Annotated in this window: 26 protein-coding genes; 14 read left to right on the top strand and 12 right to left on the bottom strand. The window is 59.9% G+C overall.

Annotated elements, in window-relative coordinates:
- Positions 1 to 52: 52 nt before the first annotated feature.
- On the bottom strand, positions 53 to 685 hold the full coding sequence (locus RLW55_RS05760) for a YggS family pyridoxal phosphate-dependent enzyme (protein WP_423416381.1): 633 nt from the start codon (positions 683 to 685) through the stop codon (positions 53 to 55).
- Between the two features lie 176 nt (positions 686 to 861).
- Here RLW55_RS05760 and RLW55_RS05755 point away from each other — a divergent pair, with 176 nt between their 5' ends.
- The 6 genes from RLW55_RS05755 to RLW55_RS05730 all read left to right on the top strand — a co-directional run bounded on the left by RLW55_RS05755 (position 862) and on the right by RLW55_RS05730 (position 7,332).
- Positions 862 to 1,266, top strand: coding sequence for a GlcG/HbpS family heme-binding protein (locus RLW55_RS05755; RefSeq protein ID WP_409561494.1), 405 nt, complete (start codon positions 862 to 864; stop codon positions 1,264 to 1,266).
- 246 nt (positions 1,267 to 1,512) lie between these two features.
- On the top strand, positions 1,513 to 4,137 hold the full coding sequence (gene leuS, locus RLW55_RS05750; protein ID WP_423415835.1) for a leucine--tRNA ligase: 2,625 nt from the start codon (positions 1,513 to 1,515) through the stop codon (positions 4,135 to 4,137).
- Complete coding sequence (locus RLW55_RS05745; protein WP_423415834.1) at positions 4,124 to 4,696, top strand: hypothetical protein; 573 nt, start codon at positions 4,124 to 4,126, stop codon at positions 4,694 to 4,696. The genes leuS and RLW55_RS05745 overlap by 14 nt, the downstream gene beginning before the upstream one ends.
- 42 nt (positions 4,697 to 4,738) lie before the next feature.
- Entirely contained in the window at positions 4,739 to 5,785 is a 1,047-nt protein-coding gene (holA, locus tag RLW55_RS05740; RefSeq protein WP_423415833.1) for a DNA polymerase III subunit delta, read from the top strand.
- A 71-nt stretch (positions 5,786 to 5,856) separates the two neighbouring features.
- Entirely contained in the window at positions 5,857 to 6,855 is a 999-nt protein-coding gene (locus RLW55_RS05735; protein ID WP_013950141.1) for an adenosine kinase, read from the top strand.
- 195 nt (positions 6,856 to 7,050) lie between these two features.
- The gene (locus tag RLW55_RS05730) at positions 7,051 to 7,332 is read left to right on the top strand and encodes a hypothetical protein (protein WP_414464258.1); all 282 of its coding nucleotides are present in this window, start codon (positions 7,051 to 7,053) and stop codon (positions 7,330 to 7,332) included.
- Positions 7,333 to 7,466: 134 nt separating this feature from the next.
- Here RLW55_RS05730 and coaA read toward each other — a convergent pair whose 3' ends face one another.
- The 7 genes from coaA to mnmE all read right to left on the bottom strand — a co-directional run bounded on the left by coaA (position 7,467) and on the right by mnmE (position 14,844).
- Complete coding sequence (gene coaA / locus RLW55_RS05725; protein WP_409561499.1) at positions 7,467 to 8,465, bottom strand: type I pantothenate kinase; 999 nt, start codon at positions 8,463 to 8,465, stop codon at positions 7,467 to 7,469.
- Positions 8,462 to 8,794: a phosphoribosyl-ATP diphosphatase gene (locus RLW55_RS05720; RefSeq protein ID WP_024274964.1), complete on the bottom strand. Its 333-nt coding sequence runs from the start codon at positions 8,792 to 8,794 to the stop codon at positions 8,462 to 8,464. The genes coaA and RLW55_RS05720 overlap by 4 nt, the downstream gene beginning before the upstream one ends.
- Before the next feature lie 117 nt (positions 8,795 to 8,911).
- Positions 8,912 to 9,790 carry a ParB/RepB/Spo0J family partition protein gene (locus tag RLW55_RS05715; RefSeq protein WP_423415832.1) on the bottom strand — a complete coding sequence of 293 codons (879 nt, stop codon included), beginning with the start codon at positions 9,788 to 9,790 and terminating at the stop codon, positions 8,912 to 8,914.
- 60 nt (positions 9,791 to 9,850) lie between these two features.
- On the bottom strand, positions 9,851 to 10,696 hold the full coding sequence (locus RLW55_RS05710; RefSeq protein ID WP_013950146.1) for a ParA family protein: 846 nt from the start codon (positions 10,694 to 10,696) through the stop codon (positions 9,851 to 9,853).
- Positions 10,697 to 10,699: 3 nt separating this feature from the next.
- Positions 10,700 to 11,383 (bottom strand): 16S rRNA (guanine(527)-N(7))-methyltransferase RsmG, encoded by a 684-nt coding sequence (gene rsmG, locus RLW55_RS05705; protein ID WP_423415831.1) that lies wholly within the window; start codon positions 11,381 to 11,383, stop codon positions 10,700 to 10,702.
- Positions 11,383 to 13,317, bottom strand: a complete 1,935-nt coding sequence (gene mnmG / locus RLW55_RS05700; protein WP_423415830.1) for a tRNA uridine-5-carboxymethylaminomethyl(34) synthesis enzyme MnmG — start codon at positions 13,315 to 13,317, stop codon at positions 11,383 to 11,385. Before mnmG ends, rsmG begins: the two co-directional genes overlap by 1 nt.
- A 183-nt stretch (positions 13,318 to 13,500) precedes the next feature.
- A complete protein-coding gene (gene mnmE / locus RLW55_RS05695; RefSeq protein WP_423415829.1) occupies positions 13,501 to 14,844 on the bottom strand; it encodes a tRNA uridine-5-carboxymethylaminomethyl(34) synthesis GTPase MnmE in 1,344 nt (447 codons plus the stop codon).
- Between the two features lie 107 nt (positions 14,845 to 14,951).
- Here mnmE and RLW55_RS05690 point away from each other — a divergent pair, with 107 nt between their 5' ends.
- The 3 genes from RLW55_RS05690 to bla all read left to right on the top strand — a co-directional run bounded on the left by RLW55_RS05690 (position 14,952) and on the right by bla (position 19,076).
- Positions 14,952 to 16,964, top strand: a complete 2,013-nt coding sequence (locus RLW55_RS05690) for a thioredoxin domain-containing protein (RefSeq protein WP_423415828.1) — start codon at positions 14,952 to 14,954, stop codon at positions 16,962 to 16,964.
- Positions 16,965 to 17,074: 110 nt separating this feature from the next.
- Positions 17,075 to 18,055, top strand: coding sequence for a sterol desaturase family protein (locus RLW55_RS05685; protein ID WP_414464264.1), 981 nt, complete (start codon positions 17,075 to 17,077; stop codon positions 18,053 to 18,055).
- A gap of 172 nt (positions 18,056 to 18,227) precedes the next feature.
- A complete protein-coding gene (gene bla, locus RLW55_RS05680; RefSeq protein ID WP_423415827.1) occupies positions 18,228 to 19,076 on the top strand; it encodes a class A beta-lactamase in 849 nt (282 codons plus the stop codon).
- A gap of 78 nt (positions 19,077 to 19,154) precedes the next feature.
- Here bla and rho read toward each other — a convergent pair whose 3' ends face one another.
- The 3 genes from rho to hemE form a co-directional block, all read right to left on the bottom strand.
- Positions 19,155 to 20,420: a transcription termination factor Rho gene (gene rho, locus RLW55_RS05675; protein ID WP_013950154.1), complete on the bottom strand. Its 1,266-nt coding sequence runs from the start codon at positions 20,418 to 20,420 to the stop codon at positions 19,155 to 19,157.
- A 202-nt stretch (positions 20,421 to 20,622) separates the two neighbouring features.
- The gene (gene hemJ, locus RLW55_RS05670; RefSeq protein WP_409561506.1) at positions 20,623 to 21,150 is read right to left on the bottom strand and encodes a protoporphyrinogen oxidase HemJ; all 528 of its coding nucleotides are present in this window, start codon (positions 21,148 to 21,150) and stop codon (positions 20,623 to 20,625) included.
- 8 nt (positions 21,151 to 21,158) lie between these two features.
- Positions 21,159 to 22,211: a uroporphyrinogen decarboxylase gene (gene hemE / locus RLW55_RS05665; protein WP_423415826.1), complete on the bottom strand. Its 1,053-nt coding sequence runs from the start codon at positions 22,209 to 22,211 to the stop codon at positions 21,159 to 21,161.
- Between the two features lie 451 nt (positions 22,212 to 22,662).
- On the opposite strand from hemE, the gene RLW55_RS05660 reads away from it, so the two are divergent.
- The 5 genes from RLW55_RS05660 to dnaQ are packed head-to-tail and all read left to right on the top strand — an operon-like array spanning position 22,663 to position 26,295.
- Positions 22,663 to 23,514 carry a pyruvate, water dikinase regulatory protein gene (locus RLW55_RS05660; protein WP_409561508.1) on the top strand — a complete coding sequence of 284 codons (852 nt, stop codon included), beginning with the start codon at positions 22,663 to 22,665 and terminating at the stop codon, positions 23,512 to 23,514.
- Positions 23,507 to 24,118, top strand: coding sequence for a Maf family nucleotide pyrophosphatase (locus RLW55_RS05655; RefSeq protein WP_409561509.1), 612 nt, complete (start codon positions 23,507 to 23,509; stop codon positions 24,116 to 24,118). Before RLW55_RS05660 ends, RLW55_RS05655 begins: the two co-directional genes overlap by 8 nt.
- Positions 24,115 to 24,945, top strand: a complete 831-nt coding sequence (locus RLW55_RS05650) for a shikimate dehydrogenase (RefSeq protein WP_409561510.1) — start codon at positions 24,115 to 24,117, stop codon at positions 24,943 to 24,945. Before RLW55_RS05655 ends, RLW55_RS05650 begins: the two co-directional genes overlap by 4 nt.
- The gene (coaE, locus tag RLW55_RS05645; RefSeq protein WP_409561511.1) at positions 24,946 to 25,563 is read left to right on the top strand and encodes a dephospho-CoA kinase; all 618 of its coding nucleotides are present in this window, start codon (positions 24,946 to 24,948) and stop codon (positions 25,561 to 25,563) included. It abuts the gene before it with no gap.
- Positions 25,564 to 25,584: 21 nt separating this feature from the next.
- On the top strand, positions 25,585 to 26,295 hold the full coding sequence (gene dnaQ, locus RLW55_RS05640) for a DNA polymerase III subunit epsilon (RefSeq protein ID WP_423415825.1): 711 nt from the start codon (positions 25,585 to 25,587) through the stop codon (positions 26,293 to 26,295).
- A 6-nt stretch (positions 26,296 to 26,301) separates the two neighbouring features.
- Here the strand turns inward: dnaQ and secB are convergent, their stop codons facing one another.
- Entirely contained in the window at positions 26,302 to 26,796 is a 495-nt protein-coding gene (gene secB / locus RLW55_RS05635) for a protein-export chaperone SecB (RefSeq protein WP_409561513.1), read from the bottom strand.
- Positions 26,797 to 26,877: the final 81 nt, after the last annotated feature.

The following is a 26,877-nucleotide window of genomic DNA, read 5'->3' as shown; positions in this document are numbered from 1 at the left end:
CTGACGCCACGCGAGACTGAGGTGGGCCAAAAATTTGCGGTGGGAAAACGTGTTACCGCGATCCGAAGATAGCCGAGCCGACACGAACGTAGGTCGCGCCGAACGCAACGGCGGCTTCGAAGTCGCTGCTCATGCCCATGCTTAGGCCGGTCAGCCTAAGCTCGCGAGCAAGCTTGGCAAGAAATGCGAAATGCACGGCGGGTTCTTCGTCGACGGGCGGGATGCACATCAGGCCCGAGATCGGCAGTTTCAACTCATCCTGGCAGAGCGCAACAAACGCCGCCGCCTCGCGGGGCATGACGCCGGCTTTCTGCGGCTCTTCTCCTGTGTTGACTTGCACAAACAGTTCGAGCGCGCGGCCTTGCTTTTCCATTTCGGCGGCGATGGCGCGCGCGATCTTTTCGCGGTCGATGGTGTGGATCGCATCGAAGAAGGCGACAGCTTCCTTCGCTTTGTTGGATTGCAGCGGGCCGATGAGATGTAGCTTCACATCCGGGAACTCGGTGCGCAGCGGCGGCCACTTACGCTCCGCTTCCTGGACGCGGTTCTCGCCGAAAATTCGCTGCCCTGCAGCAATGACCGGGCGAATGGCATCTGCATCGAAAGTCTTAGAGACAGCAATCAGCTCGACACTTTCAGTGTCGCGGCCGGCAGCCTTGGCGGCGGCAACAATTTCGTCCTTTATGTGCTTTAACCTGTCGACCGCGCTTTCGTGGTAACTGACGCTCGTCACACTTTCCTCACCCGCTGTTCGCTTCCCATAGCCATTCCGACACGCAGTGAACAAGTGTCGCAATTTTGTGGTCAAGCTCAAGCACTACATAACGCATCCGTTCCACCCCCCGCAGAGGAATTCCCCACATGCTGAAACTCGCCGACGCTCGCCGCATCATCGACGCCGCAGAAAAGAAGGCGAAGGAAATCGGCCAGCCGATGAACATCGCCGTCGTCGATGAAGGCGCGAACCTCATTTCGCACATTCGCATGGACAACGCATGGATCGGATCGATCGATATCGCGATCAATAAAGCGTTTACGGCACGTGCCTTCAACATCTCGACCAAAGAGCTTGCCGAAAACAGCCAGCCGGGCGACCAGTTCTTCGGCATTCATGCCTCGAACCATGATCGCGTTATGATCTTCGCAGGCGGCATTCCGCTTAAGGATAAGGATGGCAACGTCGTCGGCGCCATCGGTGTTTCGGGCGGCAGCGGCGTGCAGGACCAGTCGGTCGCCGAAGCCGGCGCCGGTGCGCATACGTGCTGAGACCAAATCTGCGCCCGTGCCGATAACTCGGCGCAGGCCTGCCCTGACCATAGTAAAAGGCGCTCATGCTCGGGCATGGGCGCTTTTTATTCAATATGTTACCGCATCTACCTTCATTCTCCATATGAAAGAAATTGAATTCTGCGGCGGTCGCTAAGGGGCCAGCAGAAACCCATCCCTTGACCGGCTTTACCATTCGGGGTCTTTACGGCGTTCCGGCAAGCATTTGAATGAGATCCAGGCCCCATGGCCAACGAACGCTACAACGCGCCCGAGCGTGAAAAACACTGGCAGTCGATCTGGGAAGAGGCGGACATCTTTCGCGCCTCGGAGGATCAGAACAAGCCCAAGTCCTATGTCCTTGAGATGTTTCCCTATCCGTCGGGGCGCATTCACATGGGCCACGTTCGCAACTACGCGATGGGCGACGTCGTCGCGCGCTACAAGCGAGCGAAGGGCTTCAACGTGCTGCATCCGATGGGCTGGGACGCCTTCGGCATGCCGGCGGAAAATGCCGCGATGGAGCGGAAGGTCCATCCGGGCGCCTGGACCTACGCCAATATCGACACGATGCGCGGACAGCTCAAGTCGATGGGCCTGTCGCTCGACTGGTCGCGCGAGATCGCGACGTGCTCACCCGCTTACTACAGGCACCAGCAGAAGCTCTTTCTCGATCTGCTGAAGAAAGGCCTCGCTTATCGTAAGTCGTCGAAGGTGAATTGGGACCCGGTCGATCATACGGTGCTTGCGAACGAGCAGGTGATCGATGGCCGCGGCTGGCGCTCCGGCGCGCTCGTCGAGCAGCGCGAACTCACGCAGTGGTTCTTCAAAATCACGGACTACGCCGAAGAGCTTTTGAACGACCTCGATACGCTCGACAAGTGGCCCGAGAAGGTGCGCCTGATGCAGGCGAACTGGATCGGCCGCTCGGAAGGCATGCTCGTCCGCTGGGCGCTCGACAAGAAGACGGCGCCGAAAGGTTTCGACGAGGTTGAAGTTTATACGACGCGGCCCGACACGCTGTTCGGCGCATCGTTTCTTGCGGTCGCGGCGGATCATCCGCTGGCGAAGGCTGCGGCTGAAAAGAACCCGGAACTTGCTGCTTTCTGCGACGAGGTTCGGCGCATGGGCACGTCCGTCGCCGAGATCGAAGCGGCCGAAAAGCGTGGTTTCGATACCGGCATTCGCGCCGTGCACCCGTTCGACGACAGCTGGGAATTGCCCGTCTACGTCGCGAATTTCGTGCTGATGGAATATGGCACGGGCGCCATCTTCGGCTGCCCGTCCGGCGACCAGCGCGACATGGATTTCGCGCTGCGTTACGAGCTGCCGGTCGTGCCCGTCATTCTGCCGCCTGGCGAAAAGGCCGAGACGTTCGCGCTGACGAACAAGGCCTACGTCGATGACGGCACGATGATCAATTCGCGCTTTCTCGATGGGCTTTCGACGGATGCCGCGTTCGAGGAAGCGGCGAAGCGGCTCGAAGAGCAGAAGCTCGGATCAAAGCCTCAGGGCGCGCGCAAAGTGAATTATCGCTTGCGCGATTGGGGTATTTCGCGCCAGCGCTACTGGGGCTGTCCGATCCCGATCATCCACTGCAAGACGCACGGCCCCGTGCCGGTGCCGGAAAAAGACCTCCCGATCGAACTGCCGGAAGATGCGACGTTCGATAAGCCCGGCAATCCGCTCGACCGGCATCCGACGTGGAAGCACACGACGTGCCCGATCTGCGGCGAGCCGGCTTTGCGCGAAACCGATACGATGGACACGTTTGTCGACTCGTCCTGGTACTTCGTGCGCTTCACCGCACCGGAAGCGCCGACACCCGTCGATAAAAGCGCGGCGCAATACTGGCTGCCGGTCGATCAATATATCGGCGGCATCGAGCACGCGATTTTGCATCTGCTCTATTCGCGCTTTTTCGTGCGGGCGATGTGCGACACCGGGCATCTGACGTTTGCAACGAACACGCGCGAGCCGTTTGCGGCGCTGTTCACGCAGGGCATGGTCACGCACGAGACCTACAAATCCGAAGACGGCACTTGGCTGCTCCCGACCGACATCCGGCTCGAAGGCGAAGGCGCGAGCCGCAAGGCGACCGAGATCGCGACGGGAAAACCGGCCGCGATCGGCTCAATCGAGAAGATGTCGAAGTCGAAGAAGAACCTCGTCGATCCCGATGACATCATCGCCCATTACGGCGCGGACTGCGCCCGCTGGTTTATGCTCTCCGACAGTCCTCCGGAGCGTGACGTCATCTGGACGGAGGCAGGCGTCGCGGGCGCCGGGCGCTTCATCCAGCGGGTGTGGCGAATCGTCGAAGAGGTTGCAGAGGCTTATCCAGGCGAGAAAGGTGCGAAGCCGGCTTCCTTCAGCGCCGAGGCGCTGGAAGTCCGGAAGGCAGCGCACCGGGCGCTGGACGGCGTCGGCAAAGCCATCGACGCTCTTCGCTTCAACGTCGCCGTGGCGAATGTCCACGAGTTTTCCAATGTTCTCCAATCCGCGCTATCGAAGCGGAATCCTGAGATGGCGTGGGCACTTCGCGAAGCGACCGAACTTCTGGTTCTGATGATCGGCCCGATGATGCCGCATTTGGCGGAAGAATGCTGGGCGCGGCTCGGATACAACACGCTGGTCGCGAACGAACCGTGGCCCGCCGCTGAGGCAGAGCTACTCGTTGACGATCAAGTGACCATTGCCGTACAGGTTAATGGTAAGCGACGGGACGAACTTGTGATTTCGCGCAGTGCGAAGTCCGAGGAAGTTGAGGCGGCGGCGTTGAAGCTTGAGACGGTGGCGCGTGCTCTTGAAGGGCGGTCGCCGAAGAAAGTGATCGTCGTTCCGCAGAGGATCGTGAATGTCGTTGGCTGAGGGGCGGTTTGGACTGGGGGGCAAGTACGGCCTTGCGGCTGTACGTGGCCTGTTTTTGACGTCCGCACTTCTGACACTTCCTGTCCTTGGCGGCTGCGGCAACGGCGGATTTCATCCGCTCTATGGCTCGGCGCTGATCAACGGCTCCGCGATCAACGAGCGGCTGGCGTCGGTAGATGTCGCGCCGATTCCGGGCCGTGTCGGACAGCGAATCCGCAACGAACTGATCTTCCAGACGACGGGCGGCGGGTCTCCCGCACCGCCGAAGTATCGCCTCGATATCGCAATCCGCGAATCCGTCACGTCGATGCTCGTCGCGGTCGACGGCAACGCGGGCAACCAGATTTACGGCATCGACGCCTCCTACAGTCTCGTGCGGCTGTCGGACAAGAAAGTCGTTGCCACGGGCTCCAGCTACGGCCGGGCGTCGTTCGATCGCGTGTCGTCGATCTTCGCCAACGTTGAAGCCCGGCAGGACGCGGAAAACCGCGCGGCCGAAACGGTCGGCGAAGAGCTTCGCACGCGACTGCTCGCCGTTCTCGCCAGCAATCAAGCCTAGCCGCTCTTCATTTCGGGGCTGCTGCCCTGTAAGAGCTTGCTCATGGCCGCCGTCAAACCACAACAAACCGCTGCCTTCATGAAGGCGCCACCAGCCGATCTGGCGGCGGTGCTGTTTCACGGCTCCGATCCGGGCCTTGTCAGCGAGCGCTCGGCGACGCTGGCGCGTGTTCTGGCGGGCCGCGAAAGCCCGCCGGGCGAAATCCTCAAGATCGACGAGACGGAACTCGACGACGATACTGGGCTATTGGAGACGGAGCTTCAAACGCGTCCGATGTTTTCGGGTCGGCGGATCGTCAGGGCGATTGCGGGGCGAAAGATCTCAGCGCAGTTGCTGAAACCCATTCTGGCGTCGGTGCCGCTCGAAGGTCTGCTCATCGTCGAAGCCGGAAATCTGAAAGCGGACGACGCGCTGCGCGCGCTCTTTGAGAAGCAGGCGTCGTGCTATGCGATCCCCTGCTATCCGGATACCGCCGCCGATATCGACGAACTCATCTCTGATGTGCTCACGTCGTTCAAGCTCAAGATCGACGGCGATGCGCGCGATCTGCTGCAAAGCCGCCTCGGCGCCGACCGGGCGCTGTCGCGCTCGGAAATCGAGAAGCTGGCGCTCTATTGTCTCGGGCGACAGCAGATCACCTTCGAAGACGTCGATATGCTCGTCGGAGACGCTGCAGGCCTCGCGGTCGAGCGGATCGCCGAAGCTGTGGCCGACGGGCGCACCAAAAACGCCGTCGGCGATTTCGGGCGTGCAATGGCGTCGGGCGAAAATGCGCAGATGATCATTGGCGTTCTGCAACGCTATTTCCTGAAGCTGCATCGCGTGCGCAGCGATGTCGATGCCGGGCAAAGGCTCGATGATGCGCTGAAGTCGCTGCGACCGCCGCTGTTCTTCAAGCAAAAAGATCTGTTTTCGCGGCAGGTTCGCAGCTGGTCGCGCAGCCAGCTCGACCAGGCGCTGCGGCGCATTGCGGAAGCAGCGAAAACAGCGCGGCTCTCGTCCAATCTCGAAGACGTCATCGCCGAGCGTCTGATCCTGGCGTTGTCGTCGATGGCTGCGATATCTGCCGCTGCGGCGAGCCGCCGCTAAGGCCTGCTTGCAGGTCGGCTGCGCCTCCCTATAGTGCCAGCGCTTTTCATCTGAGAATAAAGGGGACCTTCATGACTGATGCGCGTTACGACGTGATCGGGATCGGTAACGCGATCGTCGATATCATCGGGCGATGCGACGAAGCTTTTCTCGCCGACGTTGGCGTTGCGAAAGGCAGCATGCGGCTCGTCGATGCGGACGAGATCAAGAAGATCTATTCGGGCATGGGACCGGCGATCGAAACGTCGGGCGGATCGGCCGCAAATACCATTGCAGGCGTTGCGTCATTCGGCGGAAGCGCAGCGTTCATCGGTACGATTGCCGACGATGAATTTGGCCGGATTTTCTCACACGACATTCGTTCTATCGGAGTTGAATTCGGCGCCTCGCCGATTTCGAATGGAACGCCGACATCGCGCTCTCTCATTCTCGTCACGCCCGACGGCGAGCGCACGATGAATACCTATCTCGGCATCTCGACGAATATCGAAGAAACGCAACTCGATCTCGAATTGATCCGCGCTTCGTCCATTCTTTATCTCGAAGGTTATCTCTTCGATCAGCCGCAAGCGATGACCGCTTTTCGGTCGGCGCATAAAGCTGCAAAAGCAGCGGGGCGAAAAACGGCGTTGACGCTTTCAGACGGTTTTTGCGTTGATCGCCATCGCGACGAGTTTCTAAAACTCATTCGCTCCGGCATCGATATTCTTTTCGCAAATGAATCCGAGATCAAATCGCTCTACCAAACGGAATCCTTCGATTTTGCGGCGGAGAAAGCGCGTGCCGACGCGAAGCTTGCGGTTCTGACGCGAAGCGCAAAAGGCTCCGAGATTCACTTCGAAGGCGAAACAATTCGAATTGGTACTTTCCCCGTTGAAGAGGTCGTCGATACGACGGGTGCCGGCGATTTATATGCGGCGGGATTCCTTTTCGGGTATGCGAAAGGTTTGCATCTGGAAACTGCTGGCCGGCTGGCGAGTTTGGCAGCTTCGGAAATTATCAGCCATACGGGCGCCCGGCCGGCTGTTTCGCTCTCGGAATACGCCCGGCAACACGGCATTATTTCGTAAGGTCATTTTACGCCCCGGACCCCATTCCGGGGCGTATTGATATCTCTATTTTGAGTTGAACTGCACATCATAGGAGAATGTTTAGGGGGTATTTCGTGTCCAATTCGGACTCACAATTATTCTCCCTGGAATTACGATTTAACTTGCCGCAATCTCGAAATTACTGAATCGCTTTGTTTCGAGGTTCAAAAAAAAATGCTTCACGCTCCCGTCCGACGCGGCCGCCCGAAAGGGACCGGCATTGATGATAGCGACCGGATCGCCCGATTGGACGAATTGTTGCGTGTTCACCCCGAAATGAAGCCGACCACCGCCATTCGCATGATGGGATATTCCGACCCCTCGGCCATTCGGCGACTTCGCGACAAATATAAGGTCTTTGCGATGAAGACGCGCATCGAGCTTGCGAAGGAAATGAGAGCCGCAGTGCCAGTGGCTGCAGAGCCTATTTCGGCGCTTATTCAGCACGGCCGCTAAAGCCCGGTATTTCGAAGACACCAAACCCTTTTCAAATCGTCGACTATAGAGCGATCTTTCCTGTGATCACTCGCCAGGGCCGCGTCCCCAAGCGGCCCATTTTTTTGCCCGCCGTTTAGAGACCATGCGTAAATCTACAGCTTGCGGAGGTATACGGATTCGACACGGTGGCTCTCGCTTTTCTGCAGGATGAGCTGCGCGCGCCGCCGTGTCGGCAGAATATTTTTTTCGAGGTTTTCGAAGTTGATCTCGCGCCAAAGTTTCAGCGCCACATGCCGGGCTTCATCGGCGGCGAGGGTTGCGTATTTATGGAAGTAAGCGCCGGGATCGCGAAATGCGGTCGAACGCAAACGCATGAAACGCGTCAGATACCAATTCTCGATCACGGCCGGATCGGCGTCGATATAAATCGAGAAATCGATGAAATCTGAAACGAACGGAATAGTGCCGCCGTCTTTGGGCATTTCGGCCGGCTGCAGAATATTCAAGCCTTCGATAATGAGAATATCGGGCTGCTCGATCAGGACTTCCTGACCGGGAAGAACGTCATATTGAAAGTGCGAATAGACTGGCGCTGCGACGCTCGTGAGGCCGGATTTGATATCGCCCAGAAAGCGCAAAAGCCGTTCGGTATCGAAGCTTTCGGGAAAGCCCTTCTTGGCCATCAGGCCGCGACGCTCCAGCTCGGCATTCGGAAAGAGAAAGCCGTCGGTCGTCAAAAGATCGACGCGCGGATGATCCGGCCAGCGCGCCAGAAGCGCCCGCAGAACGCGGGCCGTCGTGCTCTTGCCGACCGCAACCGATCCGGCAACGCCGATGATAAAGGGAACCTTGGTATCCTTGCGCCCTAAGAACTCAGAGCTAACGGAATAAAGCTTCTGCGCAGCGGCGACGTAGAGGTTGAGAAGGCGCGAGAGCGGCAGATAGATCTGCTCGACCTCGTCGACCGACAGCTCCTCGATGATACCGGAGAGCTGTTCCAGCTCGTTCGGCTGCAGCGTCATCGGCGTGTCAGCGCGCAGCCTCGCCCATTCCTCGCGGGTAAAAACACGATAGGGAGAAAACGGCAAGCTTTCGAGCCGCGCGTCGTCACGCGTCTTCGTTCGTCGCTTCGGTGTGTACCGCGCGTTCACGTCGTGCCTTTGGTGCGGGAGGCTTTCTCTTCGAGACCTGAAGTGCCCATACGTCCGTCGAGAACCATCAGGATATCGGCGAAGGCGATCTGGCGAGATTCAAGCAGCACCAGCAGGTGGTACAGCACATCGGCGGCTTCGGCGCGCACCGCCTTGTCGTCGGTGCCCATCGCCGCGATGACCAATTCGACCGCTTCCTCGCCGAACTTCTTGGCGCAGCGCTCGGTCCCGGCGGTCAGCAGTTGAGATGTATAGGACTTTCCCGAAGTGTCGGAACGCCGCGAGTGAATCAACGCGGCGAGCCGGTCCAGGGTATTCTCTTCGCTCATGTGTTGCGTCTCGTGCGGTTCGGTTCGACGTTCGAACCCAAGCGAGCGCACACCATCAAGCCAGCGCCGGATAATCAAGCGATACTCATCCGAAAACGCGAGAAAAGCTTAAAATCGTCAGCCTCCGCCCAGCCGTTGGCGGATATAGTCAAGCTGATCGAAGTTGCCATATCGGATCATGAGCGTGCCGCTTTCGCCGGACGCCTTGCGGATCTCGACCTTGAGGCCCAGGAGATCCGTCAGCTCCTTCTCGAAGGCTTTGGTGTCGGCGTCCTTGTCGCGGGCGCGGCGAGTACCGCCGCCGGTATTGCCCGGTTCGCCGAACGTCTGCACCAGCGTTTCGACATCGCGAACGTTCAGGCCGTTGTCGATGATCTGCTTGGCGATGTTGCCGGCATCTTCGCGGCCGATCAAAGCGCGGGCGTGACCGGCGCTGATCTGGCCACTTTGGACAAGCGACTGCACGTCGGCGGGCAGCTTCAGAAGGCGCAGCGTGTTCGCCACATGGCTGCGGCTCTTGCCGATGATCTCGGAGACCTGCTCCTGGCTATAGTCGAACCGTTCGACCAGCTCGCGATAGCCGGTCGCTTCCTCGATGGCGTTCAAGTCCTGGCGCTGGACGTTTTCGATGATGGCGAGTTCCAAAACCTCGCGGTCGCTGAGTTCGCGGATGATGACGGGGATGGTGTGGATGCCCGCCTTCTGCGCGGCGCGCCAGCGGCGTTCGCCGGCGACGATCTCATAGCCGCCCGCCATGCCGTTCGGCCGAACGACGATGGGCTGGACGAGACCCTTGGTGCGGATCGATTCCGCCAGCTCGGCCAGTTCGTCGTCGCGGAAATCCTTGCGTGGGTTGAGCGGGCTCGACTTGACCTCGGAGATGGAGACCATGCGCTGCTCGCCTTCCGGCGGCAGGCGATGCCCCATCGGCGCCGGCTCTCCGATGAGAGAGGCAAGGCCACGGCCCAGGCGGCTCTTCGGCACCATCGAGTTCATCTGCTTTTCAGTCCCCTGCTGATCGATTTGTTCTTTAAATCCGCTCGTTTCTTACATGTCTCAAGCGGCCTTGAAGCGCCGCTCGCGTTCCATGATTTCTGTCGCCAGGCGCATGTAGGCCTGGCTGCCGGCACAGTCGTAATCGTAGAGAAGGATCGGCTTGCCGTGTGAGGGGGCTTCGGCAATGCGCGTATTCCGTGGAATGACTGTGTCGTAGACTTTCGAGCCGAAAAAGGCCCGGACGTTGGCTGCGACTTCGCGAGAGAGCGAGACGCGCTGGTCGTGCATCGTCAGCACGACGCCTTGGATTTCAAGGCGCGGATTGAGTGTTGCGCGGATCTGTTCGATCGAGTCTTTGAGCTGCGAAATACCTTCGAGCGCGTAGAACTCGCACTGGACCGGAACGATGACCGCGTCCGCCGCCGACATGGCGTTGAGCGTCAGCAGGTTCAACGACGGCGGGCAGTCGATCAGCACGTAGGTGAAGTGCGTTTCGGGATCGCGCGTGCGCTGGTGTCCGACCATCGCGGTGATGGCGTCGCGCAGCTTGAATGCCTTGTTTTGATCGGCGGCCAGCATCGGCTCGATGCCGACGAGATCATTGTTTGCGGGCACGACGAAAAGGTTCGGAACGGCCGTTTTCAGGACCGTATCGAGGATCGCGACGCCGCTCGTCAGAATATCGAACGAAGTCTGGAAGCGTTTTTCGATATCGATGCCAAGACCAGTAGAAGCGTTCCCCTGGGGATCGAGGTCGAGCACAAGCACGCGCTCACCCACGGCAGCGAGCGCTGTGCCGAGGTTGATCGCCGTCGTGGTCTTGCCGACGCCACCCTTTTGGTTGGAGATGGCGACGACGCGCGGACCCGCGTTTGCACTGCCCGCGCCTGAGACGTAACCGGCCACGGGTTATCCCTCCGTCTTGGGTTTCGACACCCGGGGTTTCAACGCTTTAAGCAACACAACGCGGCCGTCCTCTTCCGTAACGCTTGGAATCAGCTCAAAGGCAAATTGCCAATCCTGAGCCGCCTTTTCGACTTCGGCCGTGGCGTCACGGCCTTTCAGGAAAAACCCAAGCGTAGAAGGCCCGAAATACGGCGCTGCGATCTCAACCAGCTTGGACAGCGGTGCGAGCGCGCGCGCGGTGACGCAGTCGGCCACGCCTACCTTAGCGTGAGTCTCGGGATTTTCGATCCTCATGCACAGAATGTCCACAGCCACGCCGGTCTGACGGGCGGCTTCCCGCAGGAAAGCCGCCTTCCGGCTGTCGCTCTCAACCAGCGTATGGTGGGTCTGGCCGGTCTCGGAGGCCAGGATCGCGAGCACGAGGCCCGGAAAGCCGGCGCCGGAGCCCAGATCGAGCCAGGTTTTGGCCTCTGGGGGCCGGAGCGGCCAGAGCTGGGCGCTGTCGGCGAAATGGCGGTCCCAGATATCGTCCAGGGTGCTCGGGGCGACGAGGTTGATCGTCTTCTGCCACTTCTTCAGCAGGGTTTCGTAGGTCTCCAGCTTTTCGCGGACTGCATTCGAGATGCCGAACCGGGCCTGGAACGCGGCTGGCGTATCGATACGGGCTTCCGTATGGGAGCGGGCCATCAGGCGGACTTACGGCCGGATTTTTCGCTCTTGGCGGCCTTGAGGCGGGCGAGCAGGGTCAAAAGCGCGGCGGGCGTCATGCCCTCGATGCGTCCGGCCTGGGCGATGGTCGCGGGGCGGTGGCGGACGAGCTTCTGGCGGATTTCGGCCGAAAGGCTGGGCAAGCTCGCGTAATCGAAGTCATCCGGAATGCGGACGGCTTCATCGCGCTTCAATTGAGCCACGTCCTCGTCCTGGCGGCGGAGGTAGGCGGCGTAGCGGGCGTCGACCTCGAGCTGAGCGGCGATTTTGGGTTCGATGCGGTCGATCTCGGGCCAGACGGCCTTCAGCCTCTCCAGCGAAATGTCCGGGAAGGCCAGGAGATCGAAAGCGCTGCGCCGGCGGCCGTCGCGATTGACCGCCAGGCCGTGGCGGGCGGCTTCGGTCGGGGTGAGCGAGAGTTGGTTCAACAAGTCAAGGCCGTCGAACAGAGCTTTGGCTTTCGCCTCGTAGGCCCGGGCGCGCTCCGGCCCGACGACGCCGAGGCGGATGCCCTGGGGCGTTAAGCGCTGGTCGGCATTGTCGGCACGGAGTTTCAGGCGGAATTCGGCCCGCGACGTAAACATGCGATAGGGCTCGGAAACGCCGCGGGTGACGAGGTCGTCGACCATGACGCCCAAATAACCGGAAGTGCGCGAAATACTGTACGTTTCACGTGAATCCATTTCTGAATAAACAGTTTCACGTGAATCCGTTGTATATGAATCTATGGTTAATCGCCCGGCAGTTCGCGCGGCGTTGATGCCGGCCAGCAGGCCCTGGGCACCCGCTTCTTCGTAGCCAGTTGTGCCGTTGATCTGGCCAGCCAGGAACAGGCCCGGCAAGCGCTTCACTTCGAGGCCCGGCGTCAGTTCGCGCGGATCGACGTAATCATATTCGATGGCGTAGCCCGGCCGCTTGATAACGACGTTTGCGAGCCCCGGCATGGTTTTCAGGAATGCTTCCTGGACCTCGGCGGGAAGCGAGGTCGAGACACCGTTCGGGTAGATCGTGTCGTCGTCGAGGCCCTCGGGCTCAAGGAAAATCTGGTGTGCCGAGCGGTCGGCGAAGCGCACGACCTTGTCTTCGATCGAGGGGCAATAGCGCGGGCCGACGCTCTCGATCTGGCCCGAATACATCGGCGAACGGGCGAGATTGGCGCGAATGATGTCGTGGGTTTCCGGCGTCGTATAGGTGATGCCGCAAGCGATTTGGGGCGTCGCGATTGTCTCGGTCAAAAACGAGAATGGGACCGGATCGTCGTCGGCCTTTTGCATTTCAAGGCCGGACCAATCGATGGATTTGCCGTCCAGTCGGGCTGGGGTGCCCGTTTTCAGGCGGCCGAGGCTCAGGCCGAGGGCATAGAGGCGGTCGGACAGCTTCAACGCCGGGGCCGCCCCTGCCCGGCCGGCCGGGATTTTCTGCTCGCCCATGTGAATGAGGCCGTTCAGGAACGTGCCCGTCGTCAGGACAACGGCGCCGGAGCGGACCAGGCGACCGTCGGCCGTGATCACGCCTTCCACGCGGCCGTTTTCGACGATCAGGTCCTCGACCCCGCCTTCGATCACATCGAGATTTGGAATTGCGGCGATTTCGGCCTGCATGGCCTGACGATAGAGCTTCCGGTCAGCCTGGGTACGCGGGCCGTGGACGGCGGGTCCTTTGGAGCGGTTCAGAAGGCGGAACTGGATGCCGGCAGCGTCGGCGACGCGACCCATCAAGCCGTCAAGGGCGTCGATTTCCCGAACCAGATGGCCCTTGCCGAGGCCGCCGATGGCCGGATTGCACGACATTTCGCCGATGGTCGCAAAGGCGTGCGTGACGAGCGCCGTGCGCGCGCCGATGCGCGCCGCGGCGGCTGCAGCCTCGGTTCCGGCGTGTCCGCCGCCCACGACGATGACGTCATATCGGTTCATGGCCGCGATTTAGCGCAAATCTTGAGGCACGGCAAAAGGCGAAACGCCCTTAGTTTTTGATCGCGGCTTCCGACTCTCCTTCGTCGAGCGGGCCGGAAGCCGCAGAATCGGGAGTTTGGGCGGGAGGGAGAAAAATCCAGGCTTGCGAATCCAAAGAATCATTTCACGTGAAACTTTTTGGACTCACTTGCCGATGCAGAAACGGCTGAAGATTTGGTCAAGGACGTCCTCGACGTCGACGCGGCCGGTGATACGGCCCAGAGCCTGGGCGGCGCGGCGGACATCTTCGGCCCGGAGTTCGATGGGCTCGGGGCTTTCAGCCAGAAAAGCCGTCACGTCGGCCAAGGCCGTTTCGAGGGCCTGCCGATGGCGCGCCTGCGTGATGACGGGGTCCGTTTGCGAGCCGACAGCCTGTTTCGCACGCTCTGAGATGACTGCGATTAGACGGTCGAGACCCGCGCCGGTCTTCGCGGAGATGGCCAAATCGCCAAAGTCCGGTTCCATCTGCGACTCATGTGGAAGATCGATCTTGGAACGAATTACAAGACTTGTTTCACGTGAAAAGCCAAGCGGTGGAATCGACTCGGGTTTTTCCGTCAGCCACAAGATCAGATCAGCGTCACGGGCGGCAGCGAGGCTGCGGCGGATGCCTTCCTGTTCGACTTCGCTCGCGGCTTCGCGAATGCCGGCGGTGTCGGAGACGATGACCGGAAGGCCGCCGAGATCGAGACGGACCTCGATGACGTCGCGGGTGGTTCCGGCTTCGGCCGACACGATTGCAGCGTCGCGGCGAGCAAGCGCATTCAACAGCGAGGACTTTCCGGCATTCGGAGCGCCGAGCAGGGCGACGCGGAAGCCATCGCGCAGGATCTCGCCACGGTGGCCGTCATCCAGATGCGCGGCCATCTCTTTGTTCAGCATTTCCGCGCGTTTTCGTGCTTCGGCGAATGATGAAGCGGAAACGTCACCTTCGTCAGAGAAGTCGATGGCGGCTTCGGTGAGCGCTGCGATTTCAATCAGGCGGGCACGCCAGCCATCGTAGAGTTTCGAGAGCGCGCCTCCAGCTTGCGCGAGCGCCTGGCGGCGCTGGGCATCGGTTTCGGCATCAATGAGGTCGGCGAGACCTTCGACTTCGGCAAGATCTAGCTTGCCGTTTTCGAACGCGCGGCGGGCGAACTCTCCGGGTTCCGCCAACCGGCAGCCGGGAATAGCTGACAGGGCCGAGATAAGCGCGGCGACGACAGCTCGGCTGCCGTGGGCTTGGAACTCGACAACGTCTTCGCCTGTTTCGGACAAAGGCGCCGCGAACCAGAGCACGACCGCACGGTCAAGCGCTTCGCCTGTCTCGGGATGACGAATGGTCCGAAAGGCAGCGACGCGTGGCTTGGGCTTCGGCGCCACCATCTTCTCCAGCACACCCTGCGCAGCGGGGCCGGAAATGCGGATGACAGCGACGCCCGCACGGCCCGGTGCGCTTGAGAGCGCGAAGATCGTCGTCGCATCCGGCGTTGAGGGGCTTTGATTCATGGAATTTGAGTACGAGGGCGTTATCGACATAAGCTTCGCGTACGCGCGGATGCTTCGTGCCGCAACTTGATCTCGCAATTCCTCCTAACGCTCGTTGAATTCCTTACATGTCCGAAAATCGCCTGAAGTACGAGACGAGCCCTTATCTGCTGCAGCATCAGGACAATCCGGTGCACTGGTGGGCGTGGGGGCCGGAGGCCTTGGCCGAAGCCAAGCGAACGGGAAAGCCCATCCTGCTCTCCGTCGGCTATGCGGCATGCCATTGGTGCCACGTGATGGCGCACGAGAGCTTTGAAGATCCCAATACCGCGCAGGTGATGAACGACCTTTTCGTCAATATCAAAGTCGATCGCGAGGAGCGGCCGGACATCGACGCGATCTACATGGGCGCGCTGCATCGGCTCGGCGAACAAGGTGGTTGGCCGCTGACGATGTTTCTCGATAGCGAGGCGAAACCGTTCTGGGGCGGCACCTACTTTCCACGTGAATCACGCTACGGCCGGCCGTCGTTCGTAACGGTGCTGCTGCGCATCGCAGAGGCCTATCAGAACCAGCCGGAAAACGTCGCCAAGAATACCGAAGCGCTGGTGGCGTCGCTGAAGGAAGAAGCATCGACGAAAGACCGCGTCGCGGCCGGTCCCGACATACGCGATCTCGTGGCGCGGATTTCGCGCGCCGTTGACCGCGAACATGGCGGCCTCAATGGCGCGCCGAAATTTCCGCAATGGAATATCTTCTGGCTGCTGTGGCGCGGCGCGATGCGCTTCGGTGATGAGGATGCGAAGCAAGCCGTCATCACAACGCTGCGCAACATCTGCCAGGGCGGCATCTACGATCATCTCGCCGGTGGCTTCGCGCGCTATTCGGTCGATGAGTATTGGCTCGTGCCGCACTTCGAGAAGATGCTGTACGACAACGCGCTGTTGATCGATCTGCTGACGGAGGTCTGGCGCGAGACGCAGGAGCCGCTGTTCAAGACCCGCATCGCGGAGACGATCGCGTGGCTGAAGAGCGAGATGATCGCAGAAGTAGGCGGTTTTGCAGCTTCACTCGACGCCGACAGCGAAGGCGAGGAAGGCAAATTCTATGTCTGGAGTGCGGAGGAAATTGCAGACGTTTTGGGTGCGGAAGACGCAGCATTCTTTGCCCGCATCTATGGCGTGACACCGCAAGGAAACTTCGAGGGCCACACCATCCTCAATCGTCTCGATCACCAAACGCTGCTGTCGGGTGAAGAAGAAGCGCGTCTCGGCGAAATGCGCGTGAAGCTTCTGACCCGCCGGGCCGGGCGTGTGCGTCCGGGCTGGGACGACAAAATTCTTGCAGATTGGAGTGGGCTTGCGATCGCAGCCGTGTCACGCGCCGCTATCGTTTTCGATGAGCCGGAATGGTTGGTGCTGGCGGAGCGTGCGTTCGGCGCCGTCACGACGAAACTCGCCGCTGGCGGCGACCGCCTCTTTCATTCCTATCGCGGCGGCCTTGCGAAAGCTCCGGCGACGGCATCCGACTACGCCAATATGATCTGGGCGGCACTCCGTCTGTATGAGGCGACCTTATCGGATCGCTATCTCAGCCAAGCCCAGCGCTGGGCCGCGGTGCTCGATAGGCATTATTGGGATGTCGATAGCGGCGGTTACTTCACGGCGGCCGACGATACCAGCGACGTCGTCGTGCGGCTGAAGTCGGCATCCGACGACGCGACACCCAGCGCGAATGCGATTCAGCTGTCGAACCTTATTGCACTCGCAGCCATAACGGGCGACCTCACGTATGACGATAGGGCGGCGGAACTCACGCGGGTGTTTTCCGGCGCCGTCGCGCGGGCGCCTACAGGTCACTGCGGATTGATCGCCGCAGAACTCGATCTCGGCCGCCTCGTTCAAGTTGCCGTGATCGACGGCAGCAAATCTGATCTGAGAAAGACATTGATTGAGATGTCGGTGCCGGGGGCCGTGACCTTCTTTTCGGAGACAGGATCGTTTGCAGAGGGCTCACCGCTTGCAGGCAAAATGAGCATAGACGGAGAATCAACGGCTTATGTCTGCGTCGGACCCGTTTGCGGAATGCCGGTTCGGCAGCCCCAAGATCTACGAAAAGAAGTTCTGATCGCACGCAGCTAAACTATTGATCGCTGTCAATTTTTACCGCGTTGAAAGGTCTCACGGAGCAAACGCTTGGATGAGTTATCCTATGCGCGATATACAGGGTGTCGAGAAAGGCAGCCCCACCAATGAAAATTCTCAGAGCAGCCGTACGTTACGGCTACATACCTTTCATGATGCTCGGCCTGACCGGCGCCGCCTATTGGGTGGTCAGCCACTTGGTCGTCGCGGAGGGAAAGACGTGGGCGTATGCGTTGATCTTTCCGCTGCTTGTCGTCGCTTATGCAACTTCATTGCTCGCCGAACGGATCGCTCCATTCTTTCCGGAGTGGAACGATAACGAGTCCCATGGAGACATGCTCACGAACACCGGGCACATCGCGCTCTACGAGTTAGGAGCGATCAACGGCGTTCTGCTGATCCCCGTGATCTGCTGGCTGTTTCCGTTCCAGGGTCTCTGGCCGACGGAGTGGCCCATGTGGGGCCAGGTCCTGATCGCGTTCGTCGTCGCCGACTTCTCCTTCATGTTCATGCATTACCTCAGCCATCGCCTGCCGATGCTGTGGCGGCTGCATGCGGTGCATCACGGCGTCGGGCGGCTCTACGGCTACAACGGCGTTATCCGCCATCCACTGCACCAGGCGATCGACATGATCGTCGGCAACATGCCGCTTGTCATCATCGGCATGCCGGCGTCCGTTGCGGTCGTGCTCGGCTTCGTGATCTCTGTCACTCTGATCGTGCAGCATTCCAACGTGGACGCCTATCTCGGACCGCTGGAGAAGCATCTTGCTATCGGACGCGCGCATCATATGCACCACGTCAACTGGGGCACCGAAGGCGATTGCAACTTCGGCATGCTCCTGACGATCTGGGATCGGCTGTTCGGAACTTATACCGAGAAGCTGTCCCGCGAAGTGACGTCGAAAGACATGGGCGTCGACGAGCTGCCGAACTTCCCGAAAAGTTTGTGGGAGCAGTTGATCCTGCCTTGGGTCTACGTGCCGGGCAACGGCGAACCGGAACGCTATAAGCGGATGGCCGCAGAGGCCAAAGCAAAAACGCCGGCGCAAGAAGCGCGCGATCAGGTGCTGCACGCGGCGGAATGAACGTCTTCGTCGTGATGATCACAACAACATCACAAAAGGCCGCTCATTTGGGCGGCTTTTTTATTTCACGTGAATCATTGTGGCATTCGAAAAGTGAGATTCCGAACGCCATCATTTGGCGATAGATCATCGTCAGTGAGAGCTCCGAAATTCGCATTCATGGGAGCTGTCATTGGATCGCCGCGCCTTCATTCTCACGACCGCAGCGCTCGTCATGGGATCGTCTGCGCGCGGCGACGAAAATCCGTTTGAGGTCTTGGAGAGACAATACGGCGGCCGGCTCGGCGTCGCGGTACGCGATAGCGGATCGGGCGAGCGCATGGCCTATCGTACCGACGAGCGCTTTCCGATGTGCAGCACATTCAAACTTCTTATCGTTGGCGCCGTTCTGCACAACGTCGACATGGGTTCTGAGCGGCTGGACCGATGGATTTCCTTTCAGGCCAGCGATCTTCTCGATTATGCGCCGGTGACAAAGACAGCCGTCGGCAAAGGCGGCATGACGATGAGCGATCTTTGCGCGGCGGCGATCGAGTACGGTGACAACACCGCCGCCAATCTCATTCTCAAAGCAGTTGGCGGGCCAGACGGCGCGACACGCTACGTTCGTTCTCTGGGTGATGAGGTGACACGAATCGATCGGTTCGAGCCCGATGCCAACACCTGCATTCCCGGCGATCCGCGCGACACGACAACGCCAGCGGCGATGCTCGCCGATCTCAACGCGCTGGTGCTCGGAGATGCGTTGGCTGCGAACTCACGAGCGAGACTTTTGGGCTGGTTGAATGGCTGCAAGACGGCAGCGCGACGTATTCCAGCTGGTCTGCCGGCCGGCTGGACCAGCGGCGATAAAACCGGAAGCGGCGCGAACGGAACAGCCAATGACGTCGCCATCATTCAGCGGCCAAATAAAAAGCCGCTGCTGGTCGCAGCCTATTCGACCGGTGTCGCAGCGAAGCCTGCGGACCGGGATCCGCTGCTGGCTGATGTCGGTCGGATCGTTGCCCGTCATTTCGGCTAGGTCTGAATGGAACGGCAAGCGCAAGAAAAAAGGCCGCTTGGATGCAGCGGCCTTTTTCACGTGAATCGTTGTAGCTGCTTATGTATTCATCGACTGGAAGAACTCGCCATTGGTCTTGGTCGAGCGCAGCTTGTCGATGAGGAACTCGATGCCGTCCATCGTGCCCATCGGGTTGAGGATGCGGCGGAGCACATAGACCTTCTTGAGCTGATCCTTCGGAATGAGCAGGTCTTCCTTGCGGGTGCCCGAGCGGGCCACATCGATCGCCGGGAAGACGCGCTTGTCGGAGACCTTGCGGTCCAGAATGATTTCCGAGTTGCCGGTACCCTTGAACTCTTCGAAAATAACTTCGTCCATGCGCGAACCTGTATCGACGAGCGCCGTCGCGATGATGGTCAGCGAGCCGCCTTCTTCGATATTGCGAGCCGCGCCGAAGAAGCGCTTCGGCCTCTGTAGCGCGTTGGAATCAACGCCGCCGGTCAGCACCTTGCCGGATGACGGCACAACTGTGTTGTAGGCACGACCCAAGCGCGTAATCGAATCCAGCAGGATGATGACGTCCCTCTTATGCTCAACGAGACGTTTAGCCTTCTCGATGACCATTTCCGAAACCTGGACATGGCGTGAGGGCGGCTCGTCGAATGTGGAGGAGATAACCTCGCCCTTCACCGAGCGCTGCATGTCGGTGACTTCTTCAGGCCGTTCATCGATCAGAAGAACGATCAGGTAGCATTCCGGATGATTGACGGAGATCGAATGGGCGATGTTCTGCAACAGAACCGTCTTGCCGGTTCGCGGCGGTGCCACGATCAGTCCGCGCTGCCCTTTGCCAATCGGCGAGACAATATCGATGACACGCGGGGACAGATCCTTGATCGTCGGGTCTTCGATTTCGAGCTTCAGCCACTTCGTCGGATAAAGTGGCGTCAGGTTGTCGAAGTGGCTCTTGTGCTTCGCCTTCTCGGGGTCTTCGAAGTTGATGTTCGAAACCTTGAGAAGCGCGAAGTAGCGCTCACCCTCCTTGGGGGAGCGGATCTGGCCTTCGACGGTGTCGCCGGTGCGGAGTGCAAAGCGGCGGATCTGCGAGGGCGACACATAGATGTCGTCGGGGCCAGGAAGATAGTTCGCTTCCGGCGAGCGCAGGAAACCGAAGCCGTCCTGCAGAACTTCGACGACGCCCGTCGCGGTAATTTCAGTCTCCTGCGTCGCGAGCTGCTTCAGCGTCGCGAACATCAATTCCTGCTTGCGCAGGGTCGAGGCATTCTCGACACCGGCCTCTTCGGCGAAGGTGACGAGCTCAGCGGGAGACTTCCGCTTCAAATCCTCGAGCTTCATTTGCTTCATTGAAAAAGAACTCCACGGAGCGCCGCATGTCAGCGGAATCGGGTGGTGAGGTGGGGTGAATGAGCCTGGCACGACGGCGACGAGGCGGGCGCCCCGTCATAACCCAGCGAGCGTTGACGCATTAAAACGTCGAAACGTGCCGTCTGCCAAAATCCAATGAGGACATGGCTTGTATAGCAGATCGGCACCGATCTGGAAAGTGTCAAAACGGCTTTACAATCACAAGGATGACAATCCCGATCATCAGTACGGTCGGGATCTCGTTGACGATTCGCCAGTGGCGCGCCGGTTTCGTGTTCCGGTCTTCGCGGAAGGCGCGGGTGGCAGCAGAGAGGTAGCCATGCAACCCGGAAAGCGCAAGGACAAGCGCCAATTTTGCATGCAACCAAGGCGCCGACCAGAAAGCACCCTGCCAGGCTAGCCATAGACCCAGGACCCAGGCCACCACCATCGCGGGCGTCGTAATGATATTGAGGAGGCGCGCCTCCATGATTTTAAAAGTCTCAGACTGAGGCGAACCGACCGGCGCATCGGCATGATAGACAAAGAGGCGCGGTAAATAGAGCATGCCCGCCATCCAGGCGATGATCGCGATGACGTGGAGCGCCTTGATCCAAAGGTAAGCCGCGTCGCCGAAAATCAGCATCATCGCCGCGGCTGCAATCGCTGTGACGGCAAGGGCGACGCCGGCGCGGATGGCTACGGTTCGTCCACTGGTTGTTTCCGCCATGACGTGCCTCACGATGCTTTGCGCACACGCGCGACGAGCCGCGTAACATTTTCAGGCGGTGTCTCTGGAACGATGCCGTGTCCGAGGTTGAAGACGAATGGCAGCCCGGCCATCGTTTCGCAAATCGTGTCGACACGCTGGTCGAGGGCATCGCCGCCCGTCACGAGCAACAGCGGATCAAGATTGCCCTGCACGGCTTTGCCTGTTCTTGCGATCGTCTGCATTACGCTCAGCGGGCAAGATGTGTCGCAGCTGACGCCATCGACGTCGGTTCCGTCGATATAGGTTTGCAACGAAGCCGCGGCGCCGCGCGGAAAGCCGATGATCGGAACAGCGGGGAAGCGTTCGCGGATCGCACGAACGATGCGGGCAGTCGGTGCGATGACCCAGCGCGCAAATTCGTTTTCGGCAAGGCTTCCAGCCCAACTGTCGAAGATCTGAATCGCATTGGCGCCGGCATCAATTTGCCCAGTGAGGTAGACGATCGACGTTTCCGTCAGGATATCGATGAGTTGCTGAAAGCCTGCCGGATCGCGATAGGCCCAGCCTCGTGCCGCTGCTTGGTCCGATGAACCTTTGCCTTCGGCCATGTATGTCGCGACGGTCCACGGTGCCCCACAAAATCCGATCAAAGCTGTTTCGCGCGGCAGTGCTTCGCTCAGCCGCTGGACCGTTTCGCAAACGAGCGCGAACTTGTCGTTGGTGTTCGATAGGGCGAGTCGGGCGAGGCCAGCAACGGATTTGATCGGATCAAGGCGCGGACCTTCGCCTTCGGCGAAGCGAACGCTCTGGCCCAGCGCATCGGGCACGACGAGAATATCGGAAAACAGGATCGCGGCATCGAAGCCGAAACGACGGATCGGCTGCAACGTCACTTCAGCGGCGAGATCTGGCGTGTAGCAGAGATCGAGGAAGCTGCCGGCTTCGGTGCGGACCTGGCGGTATTCCGGCAGGTAGCGGCCGGCTTGCCGCATCAGCCAGACTGGAGGCGGTGTGACGGCCTTGCTCGCAAACGGTTGCAGGAAGCGCTTGTCGAGCAGTTCGGATTTCAGGTCGCGCACCTTCGTTCTTCCCTTCACTTCAGATCAGATAAATTTTCTTGAAGCTTATTTTTTTGACTCTTAGGCCGGGGAGGATCGGGGATCGGCTAGCGATCCACGCGTCATCCACAAGGTATCCCATTGCCGGATCGTGTAGCACGAGGCGTAGCGCTTGTGGGGCGGCTGGCGCAATAGGGCCTTAAGACGCCCATTAATCAAGGCCTTGCAGGTAATGTGTGCCGCCAACCCGAAGGGACATCCTGTTAAGAACAGGCAGACGAGGCCAGGAGAGCTTGGTTGTTCCTTTGGACGGCCATTCGCTGAACAACATCTTTCCCTTTTGCCAGGATGTGGGTATCGCCGTGGGCGAGAGGATGGTTGTTCTCTCAACCGATGGGTCGTCCACGGGGGCAGGGGATAACATGCGAGTTTTGAACATGCCGCCGGGCGTCATTTTCCAGAGATCATCGCCATGACGCTGCCGAGCCTCTTTCACATGCATCTCGTCTCGGATTCGACCGGTGAAACACTGGTGGCGATCGCAAAAGCGGCGACGGTGCAGTATCAGAACATTCGCGCCATCGAGCATGTGCATCCGCTGGTGCGAACGCAGCGGCAATTGAAACGCGTGCTGGCCGATATCGAGCAGGAGCCCGGCATCGTTCTCTATACCATCGTCAATACGACGCTGGTGGCCGAGCTTGAAGCGCATTGTCAGCGACTCAAGATTCCGTGCCTCGCCGTATTGCAACCGATCATGAAAGTTTTCGAAAGCTATCTTGGCGCACCGCAGACGCCGACAGTCGCGGGCCAGCATGTACTCGACGCCGACTACTTCCGCCGCATCGATGCGATGAATTTCACTATGGCGCATGACGACGGCCGGCTGCCCGACAATCTCGATGATGCCGATATCGTGCTGCTCGGTATTTCGCGCACATCAAAGACGCCGACGTCGCTCTATCTCGCCCAGCGCGGTTACAAGACCACGAACTTGCCGCTGGTGCCGCAAGTGCCGCTGCCGGAGCAATTGTTGCAGCCGCATACGGCGTTCATCGTCTGCCTGATCGCGAACGTCGATCGCATTGCGGACGTGCGCCGCAATCGCGCAATTCTGATGGCCGACCGCGATCTCGAAACCTATGTCGATCGCGATACGATCTCAGCGGAGATTGCGTATACGCGAAAACTTGCGGCACAACACGGCTGGCCGATCATCGACGTGACGCGTCGTTCGATCGAGGAATCAGCCACGATGATTCTGAAACTTTTGCAAGACCGGAAATCCGGTACGCGACCGGAGGTGGAACCGTCCAATGCCTGAATCAACGCGCCTCGTGCTCGCGTCTGGAAGCGCGGCGCGCAAAGCATTGCTCGAAGCCGCTGGATTGACGTTCGATGTCGTTCCAGCACAAATCGACGAAGCCGCCATTCGCACAGCCATTCTCGAAGAAACGATGGGAGCCGAAGCGAGCGATATCGCAAGCGTGCTGGCAGCCGAGAAAGCCCGCGCCGTGTCGGAACTGCATCGGGAAGCATTGGTGATCGGCGCCGATCAGGTTCTGGTGCTCGGCGGCAAGATTTTTTCCAAGGCTGAGACGATGCTGGAAGCGCGCGATCATTTGACGATGATGCGCGGACGCACGCACGATCTCGTTTCTGCAGTGGCGCTTGCACGCAACGGCGTCGTACACTGGCAGACGCTGGCGGTCGCCGGAATGACGGTGCGCGATTTCTCCGACGAGTTTCTAGGGGCCTATCTCGAACGCATGGGGGATCGGGCGTTGGCGAGCGTCGGATGCTATGAGCTCGAAGGCACCGGCGTGCAGCTTTTCGAGCGGATCGAGGGCGATTATTTCACGATCCTCGGCATTCCGCTGTTGCCGCTGCTGCAGCGTCTGCGTGATGAAGAGATGATCACGGCATGAAGAAAGCATGTGTCATCGGCTGGCCGATTGCGCAGTCGCGATCACCGCTCATTCACGGCTATTGGCTACGCAAGTATGGGATCGAAGGTTTCTATACGAAGGAGCCTGTCGAGCCGAAAGATCTCGTGACGTTTCTTGCCACGATGAAAGAGCGCGGGTTCCTCGGCTGCAACGTCACCGTTCCGCATAAGGAGCGCGCGTTCGGATCGGCAGACATCAAGGATGCGTCCGCGGTGGCGATCGGCGCCGCGAACACGCTTTGGTTCGAGGGCGATGCGCTCGCTTGCACGAACACCGATACCTACGGGTTTATGGCCAATCTTGATTGGCGTGCGCCGGGTTGGCGCGCGGTCGATGGGCCGGTTCTGGTGCTTGGTGCGGGCGGCTCGGCGCGGGCTGTCATCTATGGTCTTTTAGACAGCGGGCGGAGCGATATTCGCGTCTTTAACCGCACCCTTGACCGGGCGGAAGACATTGCGCGGCACTTCGGCGCAGGGGTGTCCGCGTGGGCGTGGGATGTCCGGAATAATCACGTCGCGGAAGCATCTCTTATCGTTAATACGACAACTCTCGGTATGAATGGCGTCGGCGATCCCGAGATCGACTTCCGCTCTGGCAAAAAGGACGCTGTTGTCGCTGATCTTGTTTACGTCCCGTTGGAAACTCCGCTCTTAAAGTCCGCACGCACGCATGGATTGGTGGGGGTCGACGGTCTCGGCATGCTGCTCCATCAGGCTGTTCCCGGATTTGAAAAATGGTTCGGGGTCCGGCCTGAGGTTTCCTCCGAGCTTTATACCCTCGTTGCTGACCATATTCGCGAGGGATGAATGCGCGTCGTGGGACTGACCGGGTCGATCGGTATGGGCAAATCGACAGCCGCAGCGCGGTTTCGCGCGCGCGGGATCGCAGTGTTCGATGCCGACGCGGAGGTGCATCGGCTTTATGCCGGGCCGCTGGCTGACGAAATCGAAAAGGCATTTCCGGGATCGCTGACGAACGGCGCGGTCGATCGCGCTAAACTCACCGAACATCTGCTCGCTGCGCCACATCGATTCAAAGAGCTCGAGGCCATCGTGCATCCGCGCGTGCATGAGGCTGAGCGCAAATTCCTGCAGGCCGAATACCACCATGGTTCGGAGCTTGCCGTTCTCGAAGTGCCGCTGTTTCTCGAAGCCGGGCGCGATGAGCATGTCGATGCGATCATCGTCGTTACCGCTTCGCGTGAGGTTCAGCGCGCGCGGGTGCTTGCACGTGCGGGAATGACGGACGAGAAATTCGAAACCGTGGTGGCACGCCAGCTTTCGGAAGCCGAAAAGCAGATCCGCGCCGATTTCGTTGTGGACACCAGCGGATCGGTCGAAAACTGCAACAGCCAAATCGACGTCGTCATCACTAAACTACCGGCCTTGAGCGCCACGGCCTACGAGCAGTTCTGGCGCGATTGACGCCAGGCTTGAAGGACCAGAATGCGCGAAATCGTTCTCGACACGGAAACAACGGGCCTCGATCCGAAAAAGGGTCATCGCCTGATTGAAGTCGGCGGTATCGAGATGATCAACCGCATTCCGACAGGACGCGAGTTTCATCGCTTCATTAATCCGCAGCGCGACGTGCCGAGGGAAGCGCAAGAGATTCACGGCATCGCGACGGAGTTCCTGTTCGACAAGCCGCTGTTCAAGGACGTGGTGCGCGACCTGCTGGCGTTTCTGGCGGATGACGTTCTCGTCATTCACAACGCGCAATTCGACATCATGTTTCTCAATTACGAGCTGGGGCTTGTCGGCGAGAAGCCGATCAGCTTCGAGCGCGTGGTCGATACGCTTGCGATCGCGCGGCGTCGCCATCCGGCGGGTCCGAATACGCTCGACGGGTTGTGCAAACGCTATTCCATCGACAATTCCGTTCGCACGAAGCATGGCGCGCTCGTCGACAGTTTGCTGCTGGCGGAAGTTTACGTCGAGCTGCTCGGCGAACGTCAGGCGGCGCTCGGATTGCAGACCGTCGGCGCGAAAGCAAGCGGCCTGCGGCCCGGTGCAGGACGCACTCTCGCGGCGGTTCGGCCGGAGCCGCTACCGCCGCGCATTGGCGAGGCCGACATCGCCGCGCACCAGTCGTTTATTGAGAAAATGAAGACGCCGGCGCTTTGGCTCAACTTCTGGAATAAAACGTCGGCGTGACGTCGATCAGGCGTCGGCGCGGCCGGCCGACTGAGCGCGCTGACGTTGGCGCTGAACGTAAAGACCGCCGAAGTCGATCGGATCGAGAAGCAGCGGCGGGAAACCGCCTTCGCGGGTGATGTCGGCGACGAGACGGCGCAGGAACGGGAAGATCATCGCCGGGCCGGAAATCAGCAGGAACGGCTCAAGCGCCCCATCGGGAATGCTGTCGATTTTCAGCAGTCCGGCGTAGACCGTTTCGAGCACGTAGATCGTGCCGAGGTTGTTCGTTGCGGTCGCCTTGAACTCGATTGCGGTCTCGTAGAGATCGCCGTTGATGCGCTGGGCGGCGACGTTAACCTCGACCTGAAGGTTCGGCTGATCGCCGGCGCCGGCAATCAGCTTGTGGACGTTCGGATTCTCGAACGAGAGATCCTTGATGTATTGGTTGACGATCTTGGCTTGGATCGGAACCTGCCCGTCGTTCGCTGCGCCGTTTCCATTGTTTTCGTTGTCGGCCATGGATCCCCTCCCGCGGCGTCGCGATACTTAAATTTTGATGCGGGGTCGCTAGCACGTCGATCCGGGTGACGCAATCAAATG

It is taken from the genome of Hyphomicrobium sp. B1, assembly GCF_049532635.1.
Lineage (GTDB): Bacteria > Pseudomonadota > Alphaproteobacteria > Rhizobiales > Hyphomicrobiaceae > Hyphomicrobium_B.
Note: the sequence above shows the minus strand (reverse complement) of the source record. Positions and strands in the feature narration are given on the sequence as shown.

Bases quoted from the DNA above. Each gene is read 5' to 3' on its own strand.
- secB (WP_409561513.1), bottom strand. From the start codon at position 26,796: ATGGCCGACAACGAAAACAATGGAAACGGCGCAGCGAACGACGGGCAG.
- RLW55_RS05735 (WP_013950141.1), top strand. From the start codon at position 5,857: ATGACTGATGCGCGTTACGACGTGATCGGGATCGGTAACGCGATCGTC.
- leuS (WP_423415835.1), top strand. From the start codon at position 1,513: ATGGCCAACGAACGCTACAACGCGCCCGAGCGTGAAAAACACTGGCAG.
- hemJ (WP_409561506.1), bottom strand. From the start codon at position 21,150: ATGGCGGAAACAACCAGTGGACGAACCGTAGCCATCCGCGCCGGCGTC.
- holA (WP_423415833.1), top strand. From the start codon at position 4,739: ATGGCCGCCGTCAAACCACAACAAACCGCTGCCTTCATGAAGGCGCCA.
- RLW55_RS05685 (WP_414464264.1), top strand. From the start codon at position 17,075: ATGAAAATTCTCAGAGCAGCCGTACGTTACGGCTACATACCTTTCATG.
- rsmG (WP_423415831.1), bottom strand. From the start codon at position 11,383: ATGGCCCGCTCCCATACGGAAGCCCGTATCGATACGCCAGCCGCGTTC.
- RLW55_RS05650 (WP_409561510.1), top strand. From the start codon at position 24,115: ATGAAGAAAGCATGTGTCATCGGCTGGCCGATTGCGCAGTCGCGATCA.
- RLW55_RS05690 (WP_423415828.1), top strand. From the start codon at position 14,952: ATGTCCGAAAATCGCCTGAAGTACGAGACGAGCCCTTATCTGCTGCAG.
- RLW55_RS05715 (WP_423415832.1), bottom strand. From the start codon at position 9,790: ATGAACTCGATGGTGCCGAAGAGCCGCCTGGGCCGTGGCCTTGCCTCT.
- mnmG (WP_423415830.1), bottom strand. From the start codon at position 13,317: ATGAACCGATATGACGTCATCGTCGTGGGCGGCGGACACGCCGGAACC.
- RLW55_RS05755 (WP_409561494.1), top strand. From the start codon at position 862: ATGCTGAAACTCGCCGACGCTCGCCGCATCATCGACGCCGCAGAAAAG.
- coaE (WP_409561511.1), top strand. From the start codon at position 24,946: ATGCGCGTCGTGGGACTGACCGGGTCGATCGGTATGGGCAAATCGACA.
- mnmE (WP_423415829.1), bottom strand. From the start codon at position 14,844: ATGAATCAAAGCCCCTCAACGCCGGATGCGACGACGATCTTCGCGCTC.
- dnaQ (WP_423415825.1), top strand. From the start codon at position 25,585: ATGCGCGAAATCGTTCTCGACACGGAAACAACGGGCCTCGATCCGAAA.
- RLW55_RS05730 (WP_414464258.1), top strand. From the start codon at position 7,051: ATGCTTCACGCTCCCGTCCGACGCGGCCGCCCGAAAGGGACCGGCATT.
- RLW55_RS05655 (WP_409561509.1), top strand. From the start codon at position 23,507: ATGCCTGAATCAACGCGCCTCGTGCTCGCGTCTGGAAGCGCGGCGCGC.
- rho (WP_013950154.1), bottom strand. From the start codon at position 20,420: ATGAAGCAAATGAAGCTCGAGGATTTGAAGCGGAAGTCTCCCGCTGAG.
- RLW55_RS05720 (WP_024274964.1), bottom strand. From the start codon at position 8,794: ATGAGCGAAGAGAATACCCTGGACCGGCTCGCCGCGTTGATTCACTCG.
- RLW55_RS05745 (WP_423415834.1), top strand. From the start codon at position 4,124: ATGTCGTTGGCTGAGGGGCGGTTTGGACTGGGGGGCAAGTACGGCCTT.
- RLW55_RS05660 (WP_409561508.1), top strand. From the start codon at position 22,663: ATGACGCTGCCGAGCCTCTTTCACATGCATCTCGTCTCGGATTCGACC.